The 21,555-nt window shown below is 70.6% G+C and carries 22 protein-coding genes and 2 pseudogenes; 9 read left to right on the top strand and 15 right to left on the bottom strand.

The features are described 5' to 3' along the window. Positions 1 to 111: 111 nt before the first annotated feature. Positions 112 to 669 carry an acyl-CoA thioesterase gene (locus tag OG303_RS29540; RefSeq protein ID WP_405872124.1) on the bottom strand — a complete coding sequence of 186 codons (558 nt, stop codon included), beginning with the start codon at positions 667 to 669 and terminating at the stop codon, positions 112 to 114. A gap of 119 nt (positions 670 to 788) precedes the next feature. Here OG303_RS29540 and OG303_RS29535 point away from each other — a divergent pair, with 119 nt between their 5' ends. Both OG303_RS29535 and OG303_RS29530 read left to right on the top strand, forming a co-directional pair. Further along, positions 789 to 2,075 carry an LCP family protein gene (locus OG303_RS29535; RefSeq protein ID WP_405872123.1) on the top strand — a complete coding sequence of 429 codons (1,287 nt, stop codon included), beginning with the start codon at positions 789 to 791 and terminating at the stop codon, positions 2,073 to 2,075. Continuing rightward, positions 2,068 to 2,697 carry an HAD family hydrolase gene (locus OG303_RS29530; protein WP_405872122.1) on the top strand — a complete coding sequence of 210 codons (630 nt, stop codon included), beginning with the start codon at positions 2,068 to 2,070 and terminating at the stop codon, positions 2,695 to 2,697. The genes OG303_RS29535 and OG303_RS29530 overlap by 8 nt, the downstream gene beginning before the upstream one ends. Here OG303_RS29530 and OG303_RS29525 read toward each other — a convergent pair. The 3 genes from OG303_RS29525 to OG303_RS29515 all read right to left on the bottom strand — a co-directional run bounded on the left by OG303_RS29525 (position 2,690) and on the right by OG303_RS29515 (position 5,303). Next, the gene (locus tag OG303_RS29525) at positions 2,690 to 3,508 is read right to left on the bottom strand and encodes a class I SAM-dependent methyltransferase (RefSeq protein ID WP_405872121.1); all 819 of its coding nucleotides are present in this window, start codon (positions 3,506 to 3,508) and stop codon (positions 2,690 to 2,692) included. The two genes, OG303_RS29530 and OG303_RS29525, sit on opposite strands and share 8 nt — an antisense overlap. A gap of 68 nt (positions 3,509 to 3,576) precedes the next feature. Next, the gene (locus OG303_RS29520) at positions 3,577 to 3,939 is read right to left on the bottom strand and encodes a four-helix bundle copper-binding protein (protein ID WP_405872120.1); all 363 of its coding nucleotides are present in this window, start codon (positions 3,937 to 3,939) and stop codon (positions 3,577 to 3,579) included. 206 nt (positions 3,940 to 4,145) lie between these two features. Then, on the bottom strand, positions 4,146 to 5,303 hold the full coding sequence (locus OG303_RS29515) for an acyl-CoA dehydrogenase (protein WP_405872119.1): 1,158 nt from the start codon (positions 5,301 to 5,303) through the stop codon (positions 4,146 to 4,148). Between the two features lie 200 nt (positions 5,304 to 5,503). On the opposite strand from OG303_RS29515, the gene OG303_RS29510 reads away from it, so the two are divergent. Continuing rightward, positions 5,504 to 6,847: a UDP-glucose dehydrogenase family protein gene (locus OG303_RS29510; protein WP_405872118.1), complete on the top strand. Its 1,344-nt coding sequence runs from the start codon at positions 5,504 to 5,506 to the stop codon at positions 6,845 to 6,847. Positions 6,848 to 6,939: 92 nt separating this feature from the next. On the opposite strand, the gene OG303_RS29505 is transcribed toward OG303_RS29510, so the two are convergent. Next, positions 6,940 to 7,440: a CGNR zinc finger domain-containing protein gene (locus OG303_RS29505; RefSeq protein ID WP_405872117.1), complete on the bottom strand. Its 501-nt coding sequence runs from the start codon at positions 7,438 to 7,440 to the stop codon at positions 6,940 to 6,942. Positions 7,441 to 7,545: 105 nt separating this feature from the next. Here OG303_RS29505 and OG303_RS29500 point away from each other — a divergent pair, with 105 nt between their 5' ends. Next, positions 7,546 to 7,905 carry a VOC family protein gene (locus OG303_RS29500; RefSeq protein ID WP_405872115.1) on the top strand — a complete coding sequence of 120 codons (360 nt, stop codon included), beginning with the start codon at positions 7,546 to 7,548 and terminating at the stop codon, positions 7,903 to 7,905. 12 nt (positions 7,906 to 7,917) lie between these two features. Further along, positions 7,918 to 8,310 (top strand): VOC family protein, encoded by a 393-nt coding sequence (locus OG303_RS29495; RefSeq protein WP_405877546.1) that lies wholly within the window; start codon positions 7,918 to 7,920, stop codon positions 8,308 to 8,310. A gap of 55 nt (positions 8,311 to 8,365) precedes the next feature. On the opposite strand, the gene OG303_RS29490 is transcribed toward OG303_RS29495, so the two are convergent. Both OG303_RS29490 and OG303_RS29485 read right to left on the bottom strand, forming a co-directional pair. Beyond that, positions 8,366 to 9,472, bottom strand: a complete 1,107-nt coding sequence (locus OG303_RS29490) for a dipeptidase (protein WP_405872114.1) — start codon at positions 9,470 to 9,472, stop codon at positions 8,366 to 8,368. 102 nt (positions 9,473 to 9,574) lie between these two features. After that, positions 9,575 to 9,742 (bottom strand): annotated as a pseudogene (locus OG303_RS29485) (MerR family transcriptional regulator); the annotation flags it as partial. A 36-nt stretch (positions 9,743 to 9,778) separates the two neighbouring features. Here OG303_RS29485 and OG303_RS29480 point away from each other — a divergent pair. Beyond that, positions 9,779 to 10,009, top strand: a pseudogene (locus OG303_RS29480) (alkene reductase); the annotation flags it as partial. Here the strand turns inward: OG303_RS29480 and OG303_RS29475 are convergent. After that, the gene (locus tag OG303_RS29475; RefSeq protein ID WP_405872112.1) at positions 9,952 to 11,133 is read right to left on the bottom strand and encodes a dipeptidase; all 1,182 of its coding nucleotides are present in this window, start codon (positions 11,131 to 11,133) and stop codon (positions 9,952 to 9,954) included. The pseudogene OG303_RS29480 and the gene OG303_RS29475 sit on opposite strands and share 58 nt — an antisense overlap. Positions 11,134 to 11,342: 209 nt before the next feature. Here OG303_RS29475 and OG303_RS29470 point away from each other — a divergent pair, with 209 nt between their 5' ends. Next, the gene (locus OG303_RS29470; protein WP_405872111.1) at positions 11,343 to 11,930 is read left to right on the top strand and encodes a zinc ribbon domain-containing protein; all 588 of its coding nucleotides are present in this window, start codon (positions 11,343 to 11,345) and stop codon (positions 11,928 to 11,930) included. Between the two features lie 34 nt (positions 11,931 to 11,964). Here the strand turns inward: OG303_RS29470 and purE are convergent, their stop codons facing one another. Together purE and OG303_RS29460 are read right to left on the bottom strand one after the other, a co-directional pair. Continuing rightward, positions 11,965 to 12,498, bottom strand: a complete 534-nt coding sequence (purE, locus tag OG303_RS29465; protein WP_405872110.1) for a 5-(carboxyamino)imidazole ribonucleotide mutase — start codon at positions 12,496 to 12,498, stop codon at positions 11,965 to 11,967. Beyond that, positions 12,495 to 13,634 carry a 5-(carboxyamino)imidazole ribonucleotide synthase gene (locus tag OG303_RS29460; protein WP_405872108.1) on the bottom strand — a complete coding sequence of 380 codons (1,140 nt, stop codon included), beginning with the start codon at positions 13,632 to 13,634 and terminating at the stop codon, positions 12,495 to 12,497. The genes purE and OG303_RS29460 overlap by 4 nt, the downstream gene beginning before the upstream one ends. 196 nt (positions 13,635 to 13,830) lie before the next feature. On the opposite strand from OG303_RS29460, the gene OG303_RS29455 reads away from it, so the two are divergent. Next, a complete protein-coding gene (locus OG303_RS29455; RefSeq protein WP_405872107.1) occupies positions 13,831 to 14,346 on the top strand; it encodes a GtrA family protein in 516 nt (171 codons plus the stop codon). Between the two features lie 16 nt (positions 14,347 to 14,362). Here OG303_RS29455 and OG303_RS29450 read toward each other — a convergent pair whose 3' ends face one another. Both OG303_RS29450 and OG303_RS29445 read right to left on the bottom strand, forming a co-directional pair. After that, positions 14,363 to 15,640 (bottom strand): ATP-binding protein, encoded by a 1,278-nt coding sequence (locus OG303_RS29450; protein ID WP_405872106.1) that lies wholly within the window; start codon positions 15,638 to 15,640, stop codon positions 14,363 to 14,365. An 85-nt stretch (positions 15,641 to 15,725) separates the two neighbouring features. Continuing rightward, on the bottom strand, positions 15,726 to 16,403 hold the full coding sequence (locus OG303_RS29445) for a response regulator transcription factor (protein ID WP_124003719.1): 678 nt from the start codon (positions 16,401 to 16,403) through the stop codon (positions 15,726 to 15,728). Between the two features lie 297 nt (positions 16,404 to 16,700). Between OG303_RS29445 and OG303_RS29440 the strand changes: the two genes are divergently transcribed. Further along, positions 16,701 to 18,239, top strand: coding sequence for a peptide MFS transporter (locus OG303_RS29440; RefSeq protein WP_405872104.1), 1,539 nt, complete (start codon positions 16,701 to 16,703; stop codon positions 18,237 to 18,239). Positions 18,240 to 18,306: 67 nt separating this feature from the next. On the opposite strand, the gene OG303_RS29435 is transcribed toward OG303_RS29440, so the two are convergent. From OG303_RS29435 to OG303_RS29425, 3 genes are read right to left on the bottom strand one after another with little or no spacing between them, the layout of a single operon-like run. Next, positions 18,307 to 19,593 carry a hypothetical protein gene (locus OG303_RS29435; protein WP_405872102.1) on the bottom strand — a complete coding sequence of 429 codons (1,287 nt, stop codon included), beginning with the start codon at positions 19,591 to 19,593 and terminating at the stop codon, positions 18,307 to 18,309. Positions 19,594 to 19,622: 29 nt separating this feature from the next. Then, on the bottom strand, positions 19,623 to 20,702 hold the full coding sequence (locus tag OG303_RS29430; protein WP_405872101.1) for a hypothetical protein: 1,080 nt from the start codon (positions 20,700 to 20,702) through the stop codon (positions 19,623 to 19,625). Next, the gene (locus OG303_RS29425; RefSeq protein ID WP_405872100.1) at positions 20,699 to 21,541 is read right to left on the bottom strand and encodes a hypothetical protein; all 843 of its coding nucleotides are present in this window, start codon (positions 21,539 to 21,541) and stop codon (positions 20,699 to 20,701) included. Before OG303_RS29425 ends, OG303_RS29430 begins: the two co-directional genes overlap by 4 nt. Positions 21,542 to 21,555: the final 14 nt, after the last annotated feature.

Here is a 21,555-nt window from a genome sequence, read left to right as displayed (position 1 = left end):
GATCGGCGTGCGGCGTGGAGGGTCATGTGGCGGAGCCACCTGGCCCTTCGCGCCGTGCGGTGAGCGTGCGTGCCGGGCGTCGCGACGCCGCGGACATCCATCAGAAGGGCCCTAGTCGTCGAGACCCTCGGCGGCACGCTTCTCCCGCAGCTCCATGATCGCCCGCCGCCTCGCCAGCCGGTGGGTGCGGCGGATCTGGGCCTCCTGGTAGCGACGCCGGTCCTTCTCCGTCTCGGGGAGCACCTGCGGCACCCGGCGCGGCTTGCCGTCGGCGTCCACGGCGGCGAAGACCAGGTAGGCGGAGCCGACCTGGGTGGGCGGGGTGGACTCGTTCCAACGCTCGGCCAGGACCCGGACGCCGACCTCCATGGAGGTGCGGCCGGTCCAGTTGACCTGGGCCTTCACATGGACGAGGTCGCCGACGCGGACCGGCTCCAGGAACGCCATCTCGTCCATGGAGGCGGTGACCGCGGGCCCGCCGCTGTGCCGGCCGGCCACCGCGCCCGCCGCGTCGTCCACCAGCTTCATGATCACGCCGCCGTGCACCGTACCCAGAAGGTTCGTGTCGTTGTGGGTCATGATGTGGCTGAGCGTGGTCCGGGACGCCGAGGTGGGCCTGCCCGGGATATCCGCAGTATCCGGTTCCGCGGCCGGGGCCTGATCTGTCATGGCCTCCACCTTATGCCGAGGTGACATCTGCGGACTTTGTGTTGGGTTCGCAACAGCAGTGCCCTGATTTTCCGACGACCCTTGTAAAGGACACGGCCGCTCCCTGCACACTGGGGCCCATGAACGATTGGCCCGAGGCATGGTCCGACGACAACCGCAACCAGTACGGACGCGGCAGCGCGAGCGCACGCCCCGAGGGCGCACGCGCGATGCGGCAGGTCCGCCGGCCCAACTCGGGCGCGTACGGAGGCTCCGGCCGCCCCGCCCCGCCGTACGGCGGCGGGGTGCCCCAGCAGCCGACGTACGCCGACGGCCAGGGGTACGGCGGCGACGACTACGACAGTGGCTACAACACCGGCCAGGTCTACGGCTCGCCGGGCGGCGGCGGTCCGGGCGGCGGCGGTGAGCCGGGCGATCTGCGGCCGCGGCCGAACTGGCGCCGTCGTATCAAGTGGACGGCGATCACGCTGGTGACGGTGCTGGTCGTGACGTCGGTCGCCACGTACTTCTGGGCCGACTCCAAGCTGCACCGCGACGTCGACCTGTCCACGGTCCTCGACCGGCCCGAGGCGGGCGACGGCACGAACTACCTGATCGTCGGCTCCGACAGCCGTGCCGGGCTGTCCGACGAGCAGAAGAAGAACCTGCACACGGGTTCCGCGGAGGGCAAGCGGACCGACTCGATGATGATCCTGCACGTCGGCGACAGCGGCGACACGCTGATCTCGCTGCCGCGCGACTCGAACGTGACGATCCCGACGTACAAGGGGTCGACGTCCGGCAAGACCTACCAGGGCACGGGCCGGCAGACGAAGCTGAACGCCGCGTACGCGGAGGACGGCCCCACGCTGCTGGTCCGCACGGTCGAGGCCAACATGGGCCTGCACATCGACCACTACGTGGAGATCGGCTTCGCCGGCTTCGCGAACATCGTGGACGCGGTCGGCGGTGTGACGATCGACATCGACAAGGGCTTCAAGGACAAGGACTCGGGCGCGGACTTCAAGTCGGGCAAGCAGACGCTGAACGGCGAGGAGGCGCTGGCCTTCGTCCGCACCCGCCACGCCTTCGCGGCGCAGGACCTGCAGCGCACCAAGAACCAGCAGAAGTTCCTGTCGGCGCTGGCGCACCAGGTGGCGACCCCGTCGACCATCCTGAACCCGTTCAAGCTGTACCCGACGATGGGCGCGGGCCTGGACTCCCTGACCGTCGACAAGGACATGAGCCTGTGGGACCTGGCGTCCATGTTCTGGGCGATGAAGGGCGTCAGCGGCGGTGACGGCACGTCGATGAACATGCCGATCTCCGGGTCCACGGGCGGCAACCTCGTCTGGGACAAGGCGAAGGTCAAGACCCTGGTGAACGAGCTGAACAACGACCAGAAGATCACGGTCTCCGGTGAGTGACAGACCTGGCGGAGCACCGTTCGACGCGGTGCTCTGCGACGTGGACAACGTGATCCGCACCTTCGACCCGTCCGGTCTGCACGCCCTGGAGCGTGCGGCCGGGCTGGCGGAGGGCACCACGACGAAGGTGGCCTTCGCGCCGGAGGTCGTCGACCCGGTGGTGCTGGGCCGGGTCGATCTGCAGGAGTGGGCGCAGTCCATCGCCGACGGTCTGGCCGGAATGGTCCCCGAGGAGTCGACGGCGTGGGAGCTGGGCTCCGCCCTGCTGGAATCGCCGTTCTCGGCCGACCGGACGGTGGTCTCCCTGCTCCGCCGGGCCCGCACCCGGCTCCCCCTGGTCCTCGTCAGCAACGCGACCCTCCGCCTCGAGGACGACCTCACCGCCCTCGGCCTGGCCGACCTCGCGGACGACGTCGTCAACAGCGCCCGCGTCGGCCTCGCCAAGCCGGACCCCCGCATCTACCGCCTCGCGGCGAGCCTGGCCGGCGTACGCCCCGAACGCTGCCTGTTCGTGGACGACAACGAACAGAACGTCGCGGCGGCGACCGCACTGGGCATGCAGGGCGTGCACTTCCACGGGGCGGCGGACCTGGAGCGGGCGCTGGAGCCCATGTTCACCTGACGGCTGCGGAACCGAGCAACGCGGTGCAGGGCAGCACCAACCGCCCCTCGCCGTTCGTGAATTCGGCAGCGAGACGCTCGTACTCCCGCCTGATCCGTACGACGGTCTCCGGGGCCTGCGAGGTGACGAGGCGCCCCATGCTCCCGATTCCGGCGGCGGCCCCGCTCCACCACTCCTCGACGCCGGCCCGGTGCGCCCAGCCCACCTCGACGCACCGCACCTCCCCGAACCCGGCGCCCGCGAGCAGCCCCGCGACCCCGTCCGCCGTGCGCTCGAAGTCCTCGTCGGGATCGAGCCGCGGAAGATACGCCGGTGCCACGGCTCCCGCGGCCTCGCAGGCCCGCCCCAGCAACTCCATCCCGACGTTCCGCCCGCCGCCCCACACGGTCACGGCGACCCGCCCGGCGGGCCGCAGCACCCGTCGTGCCTCGGCGAGCGCGGCCCGCGGCCGACCGACGTGGTTGAGCACGAAGTTCCCGACGAGGGCATCGAACTCGCCGTCCGGGAAGGGGAGTTCGGGCAGCACGCCGACCCGCGCATCGACCCCGCGCCGCCGCGCCGTGCCGACCATGCCGGCATCGGCGTCCACGGCCACCGCCCGCGCCCCACGCCCCAGCGCCGCCAGGGCAGCCGCCCCCGTCCCGGTCCCGACGTCGAGGACGTGGGTCCCCTGCCGGACCCCGGCAGCATCCAGCAGCCCCTCCACGGGGTGGGCACACAGCCGCGCGAAACTCCCGGCGTACGCCTCCGCCGCCCCGTCCCACATCTCCCGCTCGGCCGCATCGAAGTTCTGCGTGGCGTCGATCGTCATGGGGGCAGCCTGCCCCACACGGATCAGGGGCACCCTCGAGGGTGCCCCTGAGACCGGTCAGGCGACGCTCACATCGTGGCGCCCGCCATCGCGCGGCACGTCTCGGCGCAGCGGCGACACGCCTCAGCACATCGCATCATCTGGCGGTCGTCCGGCATGGACATACACGCCTCCGCGCACATGTCGCAGGCCTTGGCGCACATCGCGCACATCTCGGCCGACATGGGCGAGCGGCGCATCATCATGTCCGCGCACATGCGGGTCATCTCGGAGCAGTCGATGAGCGCGCGCATGATCTGCATCTGGGCCTGGCCGCCCATCTGCATGCAGGAGCTCATGGTCTCCTCGCAGATGTTGTGGCACGACATGCAGGCCTCGACGCAGTCCTGCATCTCCTTGGTCATGGCAGGCATGGTTCCGGGCTGGGTCATGGCTCCTCCAGGGAGGGAGAGGGACCCGGGGCGGGCCCCGTGCCCTTCTGTCCTACGCCCGCCCGGAACCCGGCGCCATCGGGCGGACCGCAACAATGCACTACGAATGCCACGCCACCAAAGCGACAAAAGCCCCCGGAATCCCTCCGGGGGCTTCGGTGTCGCTGGGCCGATCGGTACGAGAAGGCGACCGGCCGACCGGACGGCTACGGCAGGTTGCGCGCCATGACGATGCGCTGGACCTGGTTCGTGCCCTCGTAGATCTGCGTGATCTTCGCGTCGCGCATCATGCGCTCCACCGGGTAGTCGCGGGTGTAGCCGTACCCGCCCAGCAGCTGCACCGCGTCCGTGGTGACCTCCATCGCCACGTCCGAGGCGAAGCACTTCGCCGCCGCGCCCTGGAAGGTCAGGTCCTTGTCGCCGCGCTCCGACTTCGCCGCGGCCTGGTACGTCAGGGCGCGGGCGGCCTCGATCTTCATGGCCATGTCGGCGAGCATGAACTGGATGCCCTGGAAGTCGGCGATCGGCTTGCCGAACTGCTTGCGCTCCTGGACGTAGCCCTTGGCGTAGTCGAGGGCGCCCTGCGCGACACCGAGGGCTTGGGCGGCGATGGTGATGCGGGTGTGGTCGAGGGTCTTCATCGCCGTGGCGAAACCGGTGCCCTCCTCGCCGATCATGCGGTCGGCGGGGATCCGGACGTTGTCCAGATACACCTCGCGGGTCGGGGACCCCTTGATGCCGAGCTTCTTCTCCGGGGCACCGAAGGAGACACCCTCGTCCGACTTCTCGACCACGAAGGCCGAGATGCCCTTGGAACGCTTGGTGGGGTCGGTGACCGCCATCACGGTGTAGTAGTCCGAGACACCCGCGTTGGTGATCCAGCGCTTCACGCCGTTGAGGACGTAGGAGTCGCCGTCGCGGACCGCCTTCGTCTTCATGCCGGCCGCGTCCGAGCCCGCGTCCGGCTCGGAGAGGCAGTACGAGAACATCCCGTCGCCCTTGGCGAGCGGCGTCATGTACTTCTTCTTCAGCTCCTCGGAGCCGGAGAGGATGACGGGCAGCGAGCCGAGCTTGTTCACGGCGGGAATGAGGGACGAGGACACGCAGACGCGCGCCACCTCCTCGATCACGATCACCGTCGCCAGCGCGTCCGCGCCCGCGCCGCCGTACTCCTCGGGGACGTGGACCGCGTGCAGGTCGCCCGCGACCAGGGCGTCCAGTGCCTCCTGCGGGAAGCGGGCCTCCTCGTCCACCACGGCGGCGTACGGCGCGATCTTCGCCTCGGCCAGTGAACGGATCGCATCGCGGAGCATGTCGTGCTCCTCGGACGGGCGGTACAGGTCGAAGTCAGCCGATCCGGCCAAGGTCTCTCACGCTCCAAGGACGCTTCTGACGCACTGTGGTGCTGGTGCTAATTACCGTTAAGTAACTCAAATTTTAGGGGCCGTCCCACGGGAGGGATACGTGAGCTTGGCGACAGCGGGAAAGTGCCCGCTGAAAGGCCGCGGCAGGCCCCGGATATGCTCGGGCACCGCAGCGAAAGCCGTACCTCTCTGGAGCATCCATGAGCCTCAAGATCACCGTGATCGGCACCGGCTACCTCGGCGCCACCCACGCCGCGGCCATGGCCGAGCTGGGCTTCGAGGTGCTCGCCCTCGACATCGTCCGGGAGAAGATCGAGAAGCTCGAGCGGGCCGAGGCCCCGATGTACGAGCCGGGTCTCGAGGAGCTGCTGCGCAAGCACGTCGCGGGGCTCGACGGATCGAGCGGGCGGCTGCGCTTCACGCAGGACTGGGCGGAGGTCGGCGCCTTCGGCGACGTGCACTTCGTGTGCGTGAACACTCCGCAGCGGCACGGCGAGTACGCCGCCGACATGTCGTACGTCGACGCCGCCGTCGCCTCCCTCGCCCCGCACCTGGCCGGCCCCGCCCTCGTCGTCGGCAAGTCCACCGTGCCCGTCGGGTCCGCCGACCGGCTCGCCACCTACCTCGCCGAGCACGCGCCGGCGGGCGAGGACGCCGAGCTGGCCTGGAACCCGGAGTTCCTGCGGGAGGGCTTCGCGGTGCAGGACACCCTGCACCCGGACCGGCTGGTGGTGGGTGTGCGCAGCGAGCGGGCGGAGAAGCTGCTGCGCGAGGTGTACGCGACGCCGATCTCCGAGGGGACGCCGTTCGTCGTGACGGACTTCCCGACGGCCGAGTTGGTGAAGACGTCCGCCAACTCCTTCCTCGCCACCAAGATCTCCTTCATCAACGCCATGGCCGAGGTCTGCGAGGCCGCGAACGGCGACGTCGCCAAGCTGGCCGAGGCGATCGGGTACGACGACCGGATCGGCAAGAAGTTCCTGCGGGCGGGCATCGGCTTCGGCGGCGGCTGTCTGCCCAAGGACATCCGGGCGTTCATGGCGCGCGCCGGTGAGCTCGGGGCCGACCAGGCGCTGACCTTCCTGCGCGAGATCGACTCGATCAACATGCGCCAGCGCGGGCAGATGGTGGAGCTGGCGCGGCAGGTGCTCGGCGGCGGGCCCTTCCTGGGCAAGCGGGTCGCGGTGCTCGGCGCGACCTTCAAGCCCGACTCGGACGACGTCCGGGACTCCCCCGCCCTGAACGTCGCCGGGCAGATCCACCTCCAGGGCGGCCAGGTCACCGTCTACGACCCCAAGGGCATGGACAACGCCCGCCGGGTCTTCCCGACGCTCGGCTACGCGGACACCGCGATGGAGGCGGTACGGGGCGCCCACGTCGTACTGCACCTGACGGAGTGGCGGGAGTTCCGCGAGCTGGACCCGGCGGAGCTCGGCTCGGTCGCGGCGGACCGGGTGATCCTGGACGGACGCAACGCCCTCGACCCGGAGCTGTGGCGCAAGGCCGGGTGGACGTACCGGGCGATGGGGCGCCCCATGGCCTGATGGAAAGGCGACGCCGGTTCGGCCGAGGCTCAGTCGGCCGAACCGGCGTCTTGTTGCATTCTGCACCACCGGCCCGCGGCGCGGCCGGTGAACTACTTCGCCCGGTACCGGCGCATCTTCGCGCGCGCCCCGCACACCTGCATCGAGCACCAGCGGCCGCGGCCGGCCGGGCTGCGGTCGTAGTACGCCCAGTGGCAGGTGACGGCCTCGCAGGCCTTCAGGCGCAGCCAGGTACCCGCCACCAGGGCCTCGGCGACGGCGGCTGCCACACGGGAGTGCAGGGGGCGTACGTCGGCGGGCGCGAGGGCGGCCGAGCCGTCCTCCGCGTCGACGGTCACGCGCAGGGGCGCCGAGGCCAACAGGTCGTCGAGAGGGGTGACTTGGGCGTGCGGCGGGTGGCCCGCGTGGGCGAGCAGCACCGCGCGCAGTGACTCACGCAGTTCGCGCGCCCCCGGCACCTCCGCCTCCGTGAGACCGAAGGGCGCGCGGCCGTCCGCGGTGTCGAGGGCGTCGGCTCCCGACTCGAGGTCCAGCGTGTTCACCAGGGACTCGACCAGGACCAGGCCGCCCGGTGCGGCCGATCTCTCACTCATGCTTGCGACGTTACCTCCAATGCGAGAGCATGCAGTAACCGTTACCTGTTGCAGGTCTCTATAGGTAACTCCGTCTCCGGGTAACACCGCCTTCGAGGAGGAGTCATGGCTCTCGCCAAGCTGGGTGCCGTAGTCCTGGACTGTCCCGACCCGCGCGCGCTGGCCGGTTTCTACGCCGAACTGCTGGGCGGCACCGTCGAGGGAGAGGGCGACTGGGTGGACCTGAAGACCCCCGGCGGCCAGACGCTGGCCTTCCAGGCCTCCCCCGGCTTCGTGGCCCCGGAGTGGCCCGCGCCCGACCACTCGCAGCAGTTCCACCTGGACCTGACCGTCGACGACCTGGACGCGGCCGAGGCGGGCGTACTGGCGCTGGGCGCGAAGCCGCTGGATGCTGAGGACCACTCCCGCGGCTGGCGTGTCTACGCGGACCCGGCGGGGCACCCGTTCTGTCTCTGCGCCTGCTGACCAGGAGGACCCATCGTGACTGTGGCCCGTTTCCGCAACGTCGTGATCGACTGCCCGGATCCGCTCGCGCTCGCCGAGTTCTACGCGCAGGTCTGCGGCGGTACCCCGCACCCGGAGGACGAGGAGTGGGTCGTACTCCAGGTCCCCGGCGGACCCCGGCTCGGCTTCCAGCGGGTGGAAGGCTTCACGCCGCCCGAGTGGCCGCGCGCGGACCGCAACGGGCAGCAGTTCCACATCGACTTCGACGCCGGGTCGACGTGGGAGGAGATCGACGTGGCGCACGAGAAGGTGCTGGCGCTGGGCGCGCGGCCGCTGGATCTGGAGGACCGGGAGAAGAAGGACTTCCAGGTGTACGCCGATCCGGCCGGGCACCCGTTCTGCCTCTGCCGGATCGAGCACCCGTAGGCCGGTCGCAGACGGTCGCAGGTCAACCGTCGACCGGCCGGGGACCGGCCCGGGGTCAGCCGTCCAGTTCCGCGATCTTCGCCGTGGACGGCTCCCGGCGCTGCTGGGCCGCGCGGGCCGTGAAGTCGGCGCTGCGCAGGACGCGCTGGACGTTGCCCCAGGTCAGCAGGGCGATGTCGGGCTCGGACCAGCCGCGGCCGAGCAGTTCGGCGATGAGGTGCGGATAGCAGGAGGCGTCGCCGAGGTCCTGGGGGTGGGCGGTGCCGGCGTCGTACGTCCCGGACAGGCCGACACACTCGGGCCCCGCCACCTCGCGCACATGGTCGAGGTGGTCGGCGACGTCCCGGACGGACGGGCCCGTCTGTTCCGGCGTCAGCGGCACCATGCACAGGCCCTTGGCGGCACCCACCTCGGCGAGCAACTCGTCGGGGAGGTTGGCCGGGTGGGGGCGCAGGGCGCGGGCGGCGGAGCGGGTGAACAGGACCGGCGACCTGGAGACCGCGAGGGCGCGGCGGACGGTGTCCGCGGAGGCGCCGGACAGGTCGGCGAGGACACCGAGCCGGTTCATCTCGCGCACCACCTCCTCGCCGAACCGGGTGAGCCCGGCCTCGCTCGCCCAGGACACACCGGACAGGGTCAGAACGCGCAGGCCGAGGGTGTACAGGGCGCGCAGGATGCCCAGGCAGTCGCCGAGGGCGGCCGCCCCCGCGGGGCCGAGCAGGACGGAGATACGGCCGCAGTTGCGGGCGTCGGTGGCCTGCCCCGCGGTGCACACGAGCCGCAGGCCCTCGGGATGGGCCCGTACGACGATGTTCACGAGGTCCAACTGCTCCAGGGTCGCGCCGACGACCCGGTCCCCGACGATGCCCTCCGGCAGGTGCAGCGACCAGAACAGCGCGCCCACGTGCCCCTCGCGCAGCCGCGGCACGTCCGTGTCGACGGAGCTCTCGCCCATCTCCAGGTCGTACCAGGGCAGGTGCCTGAGCGCCCACGGCAGTCCGCTGTAGCCGTCGGCCACGGGGTGGGCGGCGAGGATGGCGCGGGCGCGCTCCACGGGGGCGGTGTCCGGATCGGAGACGGGCGTGTACGACCTGGCCTCGAAGGGGTCCGGCAGGCCGTCGAGCTCACTGGTGGTGTGCAGTTCGTCCTGGAGGTCTGCCATGGCGGGCTCCGTACGTCGCGATCGTCCCGATGGGGGTACGGCCACCGTCGCACGGAGCCGAGGGGGCTTCCTGGTGGGTGGGGCGTTCGGGGGCCCGCCGGTTCAGCGACCCCTCGCCGCCTCGATCACCTCGATCACCTCGTCGAGGGTGTCCCGGGAGCGCACGAGGTCGGCGATCGTACGGTCGATGCGCTCGCGCTCCGCGGCGAGGTCGGCGACCAGCCGCGGCGTGGCCACGGCGGACGGCCCGCCGTCGGCGTCCCGCATGCAGGCACCGGGGCCGTCACCCGGGCCGCCCGGGACATGCCGGCCGCCGGGGCCGACCTGGTCGCGCTCGGCCGGCCGTTCCTCGCCAACCCGGACCTGGTGACACGGCTGCGGCTGGGCGCTCCGCTCAACCCGGTCCGCGACCGGTACCTGATGTACGTGGGCGGGGCCGACGGCTACACCGACTACCCCGCCCTCGGCGAAACCGCCGCTCAGCCGTCCCCGTCCAGCGACTCGATCGTCGCGTTCGACGCCGGGCGGGTCGCCTGAAGGTCGCGGGCCACGTCCTCGGCCGCGCCCAGCACCCGGACCGAGTTCTGCCAGGTCAGCTTGGCCAGGTCGGGCTTGGACCAGCCGCGGTCCAGCAGCTCGGCGATCAGGTTCGGGTAGCCCGAGACGTCGTTCAGTCCGTCCGGCGTGAAGGCCGTGCCGTCGTAGTCGCCGCCGATGCCGAGGTGGTCGACGCCGGCGACCTCGCGCATGTGGTCCAGGTGGTCCGCCACCGTCGAGACCGTGGCGACCGGGCGCGGGGTGCGCTCCTCGAAGGCACGGTGGAGCTTCATCGCCTCCGGGCTGGTCTCCAGGTGGTGGAAACCGTGGGTGCGCAGGTTCTCGTCGGCCGCCGCCGTCCAGTCCACGGCCGCCTGGAGCACGAACTTCGGCACGAACGTCACCATCGCGACGCCGCCGTTGCCGGACAGCCGCTCCAGGACGTCGTCCGGGATGTTGCGAGGGTGGTCGCAGACGGCCAGCGACGAGGAGTGGGAGAAGATCACCGGCGCGGAGGTCGCGTCCAGCGCGTCCCGCATCGTCGTCGCCGCCACGTGCGAGAGGTCGACGAGCATGCCGAGGCGGTTCATCTCCCGGACGACCTCGCGGCCGAAGGCCGACAGGCCGCCGACGTTCGGCTCGTCGGTCGCCGAGTCCGCCCACGGGATGTTGTCGTTGTGGGTGAGCGTCATGTAGCGGACACCCAGCCCGTACAGCCCCCGTAGCGTGCCGAGGGAGCAGGCGATGGAGTGCCCGCCCTCCGCCCCCATGAGGGAGGCGATACGGCCCTCGCCGCGCGCGGACTCCATGTCGGCGGCCGTCAGCGCGGGCGCCAGATCCTGCGGATAGCGCGCCAGCAACTGCCATACGCAGTCGATCTGTTCCAGCGTCGCGGGCACCGCGTCCGGCAGGTCCGAGCGGACGTACACCGACCAGTACTGCGCGCCGACACCGCCCTCGCGCAGGCGCGGGATGTCGGTGTGCAGATGGGCGTTCTGGTGTACGGCGATGTCGCGGGCGTCGAGGTCGTAACCGACCTTGCGCAGCGCCCAGGGCAGGTCGTTGTGCCCGTCGACGACCGGGAACTCGCGCAGGAGCTCGCGGGCTTCCTCCAGTGCGGTCATGGGCATCACCTGTTTCTTACGAAGGTCCCGACAGCCACGCCGGGAAGGAACGGACACGGAATGATGCGAATACATGTGCCCACATCCACCCGTTGGGGCGTTGATCGCGAGATCGGGGCACGGACGTGCGGCCGTCGTACGTACGGTTCCGTCCGAGAGTTGGAAGTGCAGCGACGTTGCGCGCGGACGGCCGTTGAGGGGGTGAGGGCGTGGCTGAACTGAAGGCGGCTCCACTGGGTGGACACGCCCGCTACACCTACCGGCTGCGCGTGTCGTCGGTCACCGCTGCCGTGTTGGAGGCTGAGTGGGTCCGCTGCCGCTGGGTCTGGAACGAGTGTGTCGCCCGTTCCGTGAAAGCCCACCGGGACGGCGAGACGTGCGGCCCGGCCCGCCTCGACCGCATGCTCACCGAGGCCAGGGCGAACAACGCATGGCTGCGGATGGGGTGTTCGGTTCCGCAGCAGCAGATCATTCGCGACTTCGGCAAGTCCCGCACCAAGGCTGTGAAGGACATCGTGCAAGGGCTGCCCGGACACCGTCGCGCCGGGATGCCGAAGCACGCGCGGGATGTCCGTCTCGTGCACCCGGCGCACACCACAATGGACTGCGCGCAGTGCGGAGCGAGAACCAAGCACGCACTTCCTCTTTCGGAACGTACCTACACGTGCACCGCGTGTGGAGCCATGTCCCCCAGGGACAAGAACTCCGCCCGCGTGATGCTTGTCCGGGCAGGTCTGGACCCGGCTGGTGCTGATCGCGTAAGACTCGACCGCTCGCTGAGCGACCGAGCAGCGTGAGCCAGGAATCCCCCTCGAAGACGGGGAGGAGCATTCAATTCCCGAAGCCGAAGCTGCCCGCGACCTCGACCTTGGTGCGCAGGCGTTTGCCCTTCTCGGTGGCCTGGTCGTTCAGTTCCTGCTGGAACTCCCGCATGCGGCCGAGGAGTTCCTCGTCGTGCGTGGCCAGGATGCGGGCCGCGAGGAGACCGGCGTTGCGGGCGCCGGCGACGGAGACGGTCGCGACGGGCACGCCGGCCGGCATCTGCACGATCGACAGGAGGGAGTCCATGCCGTCGAGGTACTTCAGCGGGACCGGGACGCCGATCACCGGCAGCGGGGTCACGGAGGCGAGCATGCCCGGGAGGTGAGCGGCGCCGCCGGCGCCCGCGATGATCACCTTCAGACCGCGCTCGGCGGCCTGCTCGCCGTACGCGATCATCTCGCGCGGCATGCGGTGCGCGGAGACGACGTCGACCTCGTAGTCGATCTCGAACTCGTCGAGTGCCTGCGCGGCGGCCTCCATGACGGGCCAGTCGGAGTCGGAACCCATGACGATGCCCACGACGGGGCCGGCAGCGGTGGTCATTCGGTGATCGTGCCTCTCAGGTAGCCGGCTGCGTGACGTGCGCGCTCGAGGACGTCGTCCAGGTCGTCGCCGTAGGTGTTGACGTGGCCCACCTTGCGGCCGGGCTTCACGTCCTTGCCGTACATGTGGATCTTCAGCTGGGGGTCGCGGGCCATGCAGTGCAGGTACGCGGAGTACATGTCCGGGTAGTCGCCGCCGAGGACGTTGACCATGACCGTCCACTTGGCGCGCGGGCGCGGGTCGCCGAGGGGCAGGTCGAGGACCGCGCGGACGTGGTTGGCGAACTGGGACGTGATCGCGCCGTCCTGCGTCCAGTGGCCCGAGTTGTGCGGGCGCATGGCGAGTTCGTTGACGAGGATGCGGCCGTCGCGGGTCTGGAACAGCTCGACGGCGAGGTGGCCGACGACGTCCAGTTCCTTGGCGATGTTCAGGGCCAGCTGCTCGGCCCGCAGGGCGAGGGTCTCGTCCAGGCCGGGGGCCGGGGCTATCACCGTGTCGCAGACGCCGTTCACCTGCTGGGACTCCACCACCGGGTACGCGACGGCCTGGCCGTGCGGGGAGCGGACGACGTTGGCGGCGAGCTCGCGGACGTAGTCGACCTTCTCCTCCGCCAGGACGGGGACGCCGGCGCGGAAGGGGTCCTCCGCCTCCTCGACCGAGTCGACGACCCACACACCCTTGCCGTCGTAGCCGCCGCGGACGGTCTTGAGCACGACCGGGAAGCCGTCGCCCTCGGCCGCGAACGCGGCCACATCGGCCGGATCGCTCACGATCCGGTGCCGTGGGCACGGGACGCCGATCGCGTCGAGCTTCGCGCGCATCACACCCTTGTCCTGGGCGTGCACGAGCGCGTCGGGGCCCGGGCGCACGGGAATGCCGTCCGCCTCCAGAGCCCGTAGATGCTCGGTGGGTACGTGTTCGTGATCGAAGGTGATCACATCGCAGCCCCTCGCGAACTCACGCAGCGTGTCGAGGTCGCGATAGTCGCCGATGACGACATCGCTGACGACCTGCGCCGCGGAATCCAGAGGGGTGTCACTGAGGAGCTTGAACCTGATGCCGAGCGGGATGCCTGCTTCGTGCGTCATACGAGCGAGCTGACCCCCGCCGACCATGCCGACTACCGGGAACGTCACGCCCCTAGGGTATCGGCCGCGCCGCGGCGACCGATTTCCGGCCGTTTCCAAAGTCTCTTACCCCCACCTTTCCGGGCTTTTCCGGTCCTCTTCCCGACCTGTATCCGACCTGTGAACCGATCCACAGCGTTTGAGGGGAGGGGGTGGTTAGCATGGCTGAGTTGACGAAACCGACCGAATGGGGGCCTGCACGGCCATGGGACATGGTTCCGCCGGGCTGCGAAGGCTCACACACGAGGTCGCCAAATTCGGTGCGGTGGGCGCCCTCGGCACCGTGGTGAACTTCGGCGTCTCCAACCTGCTCTGGCACCTCACGAGCCTGCAGGCCGTGCGCGCCAACGTGATCGCCACCGTCGTCGCCATCGGCGTCAACTACCTGGGCTTCCGCTACTTCACGTACCGGGACCGCGACAAGAGCGCCCGGACCAAGGAGCTGACGCTGTTCCTGGCGTTCAGCGCGGTCGGCCTGGTGATCGAGAACGGCATCCTGTACGCCGCGATCTACGGCTTCGGCTGGGAAAGCTCGCTGCAGCGGAACATCTTCAAGGTCGTCGGCATCGGGCTCGGGACGCTGTTCCGCTTCTGGTCGTACCGCACCTGGGTGTTCAAGGCGCTGCCGGCCCCGGAGGCCGCCGAGAGCGCGGAATCGTTCCTGGAGAAGGCCGGGGCGGCCGAGGCCGAGCGGCCGAAGCCCAAGCAGCACGTGAGCTGAACCGCCCTCGGGCCGCTCAGCGGACGGTCGGCTGGTCCTCGTCCTCCGTCAGCGGCCGCTTCAGCGGTGTGCGCGACAAGAACAGACCGAACACCGGCGGCTGGGTCTGCAGCATCTCCAGGCGCCCGCCGTCCGCCTCCGCCAGGTCCCGCGCCACCGCCAGCCCGATCCCCGTCGAGTTCCGCCCGCTGATCGCGCGCTCGAAGATCCGCGCCCCGAGGTCGGCGGGCACGCCGGGCCCCTCGTCGGTCACCTCGATGACGGCCTGGTTGCCGGTCACACGCGTACGCAGCGCCACCGTGCCCCCGCCGTGCATCAGCGAGTTCTCGATCAGCGCCGCCAGCACCTGCGCGACCGCGCCCGGCGTGGCGACCGCCTGCAGATGCCGCTTCCCGGAGCTCACGATCGCCCGGCCCGCACTGCGGTACGCGGGCCGCCACTCGGCGAGCTGCTGCTGGATGACCTCGTCGAGGTCGAAGGTGACGGCGTTGCCGGTGCGGGGGTCGCGGGAGTTCGTGAGCAGGCGCTCCACCACGTCCGTCAGGCGCTCGACCTGCGTGAGCGCGACGTTGGCCTCCTCCTTCACCGTGTCCGGGTCGTCGGTGAGGGTGATCTCCTCCAGCCGCATCGACAGCGCGGTCAGCGGGGTGCGCAGCTGGTGGGAGGCGTCGGCGGCCAGGCGCCGCTCCGCGGTGAGCATGCGGCCGATGCGCTCGGCGGAGGAGTCCAGCACATCGGCGACCCGGTCCAGCTCGGGGACGCCGTAGCGCTTGTGGCGGGGGCGCGGGTCGCCGGAGCCGAGGCGCTCGGCGGTCTCGGCGAGGTCCGTGAGCGGGGAGGCGAGCCGGTTGGCCTGGCGGATGGCCAGCGCCACCGCCGCGACCACCGCGAGCAGCGCCACCAGCGCGATGATCAGCAGCGTGCGGCCGACCTCCCGGCTGACGGTCGAGCGCGGCTCCTCGACGACGACCCGCTCGCCCTCCTCACCCGTGGCCCGCCCGCGGATGACGTCGCCCTCCGGCTTGGTCCCGACCTCGATGGCCGACTGCCCCGGGATCTGGATCACGGCGTACCGCTCCCCCGTGACCTGCCCCTTCAGGACTTCCGCGCTGACGGTCCCGGCGCCGATGAGCCGGCTGTCCACGATGCTGGCCAGCCGCTGCGCCTCGGAGCTGACCCGCTCCTGGGCGCTGTTGCTGATGGTCCGTGTCTCGACGATGACGAGGGACACACCGAAGACAGCGATGACCACGAGCACGACGGCAAGCGTGGACTGAATGAGACGACGACGCACGGGGCCCTCCGGGCAGCGGTATTACGACGGCCAGTGTGCCTCTGGGCGACTGAGAACGCCGGGCCGGGGCAACGCGCGTAGCCGACTAGCTCTTCTCGAACCGGAAGCCCACGCCACGCACGGTGGCGATGTACCGGGGGTTCGCCGCATCGTCGCCGAGCTTCTTGCGCAGCCAGGAGATGTGCATGTCGAGGGTCTTGGTGGACGACCACCAGGTGGTGTCCCACACCTCGCGCATCAGCTGGTCGCGGGTGACGACCCGCCCGGCGTCCCGCACGAGGACCCGCAGCAGGTCGAACTCCTTGGCGGTCAGCTGGAGTTCCTCGTCGCCCATCCACGCGCGGTGCGACTCCACGTCGATCCGCACGCCGTGCGTGGCGGGCGGCTGCGCCGGCTCCGCGGCACCGCGCCGCAGCAGGGCCCGGACACGGGCGAGGAGTTCGGCGAGCCGGAAGGGCTTGGTGACGTAGTCGTCGGCGCCGGCGTCGAGACCGACGACGGTGTCCACCTCGTCGGCACGCGCGGTCAGGATGAGGATCGGCACGGCGTGGCCTTCGGCGCGCAGTCGGCGGGCCACCTCGAGGCCGTCCATGCCGGGCAGACCGAGGTCCAGCACGACCAGGTCGATGCCACCCTGGATGCCGGCGTCGAGCGCGGTGGGGCCGTCCTCGCGCACTTCGACCTCGTAACCTTCCCGGCGCAAAGCGCGGGCCAGCGGCTCCGAGATGGACGCGTCGTCCTCGGCGAGCAGTACACGGGTCATGAGGTGATGGTAGTCCGCTCTTGACATGTGCTGTGGTGTGATCGGCACGCGTGATTCTTACCTTTGGCCGTACGGATGCGAACCTGTGTCTGTGGGGTGCGATTGTGGTGAGGACCTTCGAAAGAGCGCTCGCGGTTCCATAGTGGCCTGTGATCCGTGTCTCAAGTCCTTCCATATCCGTCCGTGTGCTGCCGTATGGTGATTCAACGCCTGTAGCACTGCGGGGACCTTTGGCAACCACTTGACGCTGAAGGTCTCTTTTGTGTGCGGTCAACCCCCACCCAGCAAGGAACAACCATGGCGTCCAGCCTGACGAAGGACTCGGTCCGCCCGGGCACCCCCGGTTCCGAGAAGACCTTCTTCGGCCACCCTCGCGGTCTGGCCACCCTCTTCATGACCGAGATGTGGGAGCGATTCTCCTACTACGGCATGAAGGCCCTGCTCACCGTGTACCTGCTCTCCGGCGGCCCCGACGCCGGCAAGGGGAGCATGGCCGGCGGTCTGGCCATGGATGTGGCCACCACCACGGTGATCGTGTCCGTCTACTCGGCGATGGTCTACCTGCTCGCCATGCCCGGCGGCTGGCTCGGCGACCGCGTCTGGGGCCCCCGCAAGACGGTGGCCATCGCGGCCGTCACGATCATGGCCGGCCACGTCACGCTGGCGCTGCCCGGTGGTCAGGCCCCGTTCTTCGCGGGCCTCGCGCTGGTCGCGGCCGGTTCCGGTCTGCTCAAGGCCAACATCTCGACGATGGTGGGCCACCTGTACGACGGCCCGGACGACCCGCGCCGCGACGGCGGCTTCACGATCTTCTACATGGGCATCAACGCGGGTGCCTTCTTCGCCCCGCTGGCCATCGGCACCGTCGGTCAGAAGGTCAGCTGGCACCTCGGCTTCGGCATGGCCGCGGTCGGCATGGCGATCGGTCTGGCCGCGTTCCTGCTCGGCACCCGCAACCTGAGCCCGCGCAGCAGCGTCGTCCCCAAGCCGCTGGCGACCGAGGAGCGCGCGGCCTGGCTGCGCAAGGGTCTGCTCTGGCTGATCGCCGCGACCGTCTTCTACGGCGTCGTCGGGTACACCGGCCACTTCACCCTGAACTGGGCGATGATCCCGCTCACCGTCATCGGTCTGGTCGTCCCGGCGGGTGTGCTGCTGCGCATCAAGCGGGACAAGGAGCTCAGCACCGCCGAGCAGTCGAGGATGACCGGCTACATCTGGTTCTTCGTCGCGGCCGCCGTGTTCTGGATGATCTACGACCAGGGCGCGTCCACCGTCCAGGCGTTCGGCGAGGGCAAGGCGGCGACCTCGCTGCTCGGCTTCGACTTCCCGACCTCCTGGTACCAGTCGCTGAACCCGCTGTTCATCATGGCGCTGGCCCCGGTCTTCGCCTTCGTCTGGGTGTGGCTGAACCGCCAGGGCAAGGAGCCCAGCACCATCGTGAAGTTCTCGATGGGCCTGGTCCTGATCGGCGTCTCGTTCTTCTTCTTCCTCATCCCGCTCGGCATGGCGGCGAACGGCACCGCGGTCAGCCCGATGTGGCTGGTGGGCATCTACTTCATCCAGACCGTGGGTGAGCTGTGCCTGTCGCCGGTCGGCCTGTCGGTGACGACGAAGATGGCTCCGGCCAAGTACGCCAGCCAGATGATGGGCGTGTGGTTCCTCGCGGTCACCGCGGGCGACTCGATCACCAGCCTGCTGTCCAATCCGGCGATCGCCGGCGTCGACCTGGGCGGCACCCCCGCCGTCTTCGGCGAAGCGGCCCTCGCGGCTCTCGCCGGGTTCGCGGTGTGGATGTACCGGCGGAAGGTGAAGTCGCTGATGGGTGACGTTCACTGACGTAGCGTCATGCACAGGGAAGGGCCGCCGCACCGTGCCGGTGCGGCGGCCCTTCCCTGTGCGTACGTCAACGCATCCGTCGCCGTCCCGGCATGAACGTGAACACCGCCGCGCCCAGCAGAACCGCCGTGCCGGCGACCAGGCCCAGTGCCTTCAGTGCGCCGTGGTCGTCCGAACCCGTCTCCGCCAGGCCGCCGCTCGACGACGAGGACGAGGAACCGCCGGACGTGGACGAGCCGCCCGACGCGCCGCTAGCCTGCTCGGTCGTGTCCAGGGTCAGGGAGACCTCGGACTTGTCCGGCGTGCACGTGGTCGTCGTGCCCAGGGCGTTGATCGTCAGGACGCCCGGGGAGAGGGTCGAACTGCCGTCCGCGCCCGGCTTGTAGGTGCCGGTCAGGTCCGGGATCTCGATCGGGTCGCCCGACTTGATGGCCTCGGAGTTGGTCGGTCCCTCCACATGGACCGTGCCCTTGTCCGCACCGCCCAGGACGACCTCCATCGACGGCTTGACCGAGTCCTTGGGGATGTCGGCCGGGCTGTCCATCACCGACTTCTTGAACTGCACGGTGAGGTCGAAACTCCCGCCGTCCTTCTTGGCGTTGATCTGGATGGGCGAGGTCGCCTTCTTCTCGCCGATGGGCGACTGGCAGGTGTAGGGGATGTCGACCTCCTTGCCGGTGAAGTCGGTCTGGTCACTGCCGGTGCCGTCACTGGCGGAAGCCGACGCGCTCGCCGTGTCGGAGGCCGAGGCCGAGGGTGACGCCGACTGCGAGGCCGAGTCCGTCGGGTCGGGAGTGGTGCTCGACGAGCTTCCGTCCCCCGCCGCCACCTCGATCGTCGCCGCCTTCTGCACCGTCTCCGTCGGCGTGCACTTGGTGTCCGTCGACATGGCGTTGACGGTGTACGCGTCCGGCGTCAGCGTCACCTCGCCCGGCGTCGTCAGCTTCAGGGTGCCCTTCATGTCGGACAGCACCATGTCGGCGCCCTTGGGGATGGCCGGGTTCTCCCGGGTCCCCTGCATCGCGATGGCGGCGGTCTGCGCGCCGGCCGCCTTGAGGGTGCCGGACGGCTGGACCGAGTTGGCCGGCAGGTCGATGATGTCCGGGTTCTTGGAGGCGGCCTGGGCGAACTTCCATACGACGTCCACCGTGTCGCCCACCTTCGCCGTGGCCGGCGCGGTGATCTCGACCTTCGTGGTGCCGTCGACGGGATCGATGCCCGCGGGCGGCACGCAGTGCGTCGCGAACGACACCTCCGCGGCCTGCGCGGTCCCGGCGGTCAGGCCCAGCAGGGCGCCCGCCCCGCCGAGCACCAGCGCGACGGTCGCCGCACCCGCTCTCCGTACCCGAGGCACGCCGGCCGGTGTGACTCTCCTTCGCTCGCTCACGTGGGTCCCTTTCTGGTGGGAGTCGTAGGACTCGTCGGGCTGTCGTCGTGCGGTGCGGAGAGCCGATCGGCCGTGCCCGGATCGGAGTCCGGGGTGAACCACGGCAGGGTCGTGGTGGAGGCGGGCGCTTCTTCCGCCCGGGTGCTGAACTTCGGCAGGTGCAGGGCGAGTTCGGGCATGCCCAGCCCGCGGTGCCGCAGGCCGCCGGCGCGCCGCGGCCGTACCCGGTCCACGACGGCCATCCCGGCGCGGAACAGCGCGGCGGGCACGACCAGGCAGACCAGGATCCAGAACAGGGTCACGCCCCACGGGCGGCCCACGCCCCAGGGCTGCTCGGCGAGGACCTTCCCGCCGTACTTGAAGGAGACGGTGTAGTCGCCGTGCGCGCCCGCCGTGAGCTCGACGGGGAGCTTGATCTGCGCCTTCTTGCCGGGGCCGATGGTGCCGCGCCACTGCTGGTCCTCCCACTGCGGGGCGAACACGCCGTGGGAGGTGCCGACCTGGAAGACCGGGTTCTTGATCGCGCCGGTGCCTACGTTGCCGACGGTGAAGACCAGGGTGCGCGAGGGCGGCGCCCCGAACCAGGTGAGCAGTCCGCTCGACCCGTCGAGCCGGGTGTCGGTGAGGACCGAGAGCCGTCCGCCGGACGCTTCTGCGGGCAGCGGTTCGACCGCGTGCCCGGCCACCTGGAAGATCGCGTCGGCCTGCGCCTTCGCGCCCTCGACGGTCGCCACGTGCACCACGCACGGGCACGGCACCGGCGGCTCGGAGACCGGCAGTTTCTTGCTGAAGGCACCCTTGGCGTCGGTGGTGACGGCCCTTCCGTCCGCGTTGGCACAGGAGTTGGTGCCGCCGATCACGCCCCGCGAGGGCACGGACTGCCCGCAGATCAGCATCATCAGCAGCGCGTGCGACCGCCAGCCGCTGCCACTGACGGTGATCGAACCACCGGTCCCGGCCTGGGACTTGGAGAGATTCACGGTCGGCCCGTCCGCCGTCGCCGTGCCCGTCGTCAGCGGCAGCAGAAGCAGCGCGAGCACCGCCAGCAACGCCGGGATCCGCACCTTGCCGTTCACGTCACCGCTCCCGTCAACTCGACTTCCGTACGCGGGGGTTCGAGCACCTCGCCGTCGGTCGTACGGCGCCTGCGACGACGTACGAGAAGCATCGCGGCCCCTGCCGCCGCACCCACGACCCCCGTCACCGCACCCCACGGCACGAACCGTGCGGACGCCCCGGCCGAGTCGTGTGCGCCGCCCGCCGCCGTCACGGTCAGCCGGACGTCGACCGAGTCCAGGGCGGGGCGGTCGGGCCAGGGCTCGGTGAGCGTGACGCGGTGGCCGGGCGGGAGGCGGACGGGCAGAGTGCGCGAGGCTCGGTCGAGGACCGGGCCGAAGACGCCGTCGGCGTGCACGGCGAGGCTCGGTACGAGGGCCGTGGTACCGCGGTTGACCAGGTCGTACGTGATGCGGTCGCCGCGCACGGCCACGTGCTCGACGGTCAGTGCGGACAGTGCCGGTCCGCCCACCCGCAGACGGACCGGGACCGCCGCCCTGTGGCCGTCCTGGTCGCGGGCGACGACCGAGCCCGCACGGTCGTCGCGTGCGCTCACCGTGAAGGGGACGTCGGCGCGGGTGCGCGCGGGCACCCGGACCCGGCTGTCGGCGAAGGCGACCGGGACGCCGGTGCCGCTCAGCCGTACCGTGACCGCCCGCCCGCTCCGGTTGATCACGGACACCGTGTCCTGCAGGACCGCCCCGGGCGCGCCCTCGGCGTAGAAGGAGGTCCGTCCCCCGCCGGAGGGCGCGAGCGACCAGCCGCCGGCGGCCGACGCGGCCGGTGCGGCGGCCGTCAGGAGCAGGAAGGCCAGAAAGGGCAGGACGGAGACGAACAGGACGCGGGCGGTGGACGGCATCGGCGGCTCCAGCG

It is taken from the genome of Streptomyces sp. NBC_00005, assembly GCF_045160215.1.
In the GTDB taxonomy this organism is placed as follows: domain Bacteria; phylum Actinomycetota; class Actinomycetes; order Streptomycetales; family Streptomycetaceae; genus Streptomyces.
Note: the sequence above shows the minus strand (reverse complement) of the source record. Positions and strands in the feature narration are given on the sequence as shown.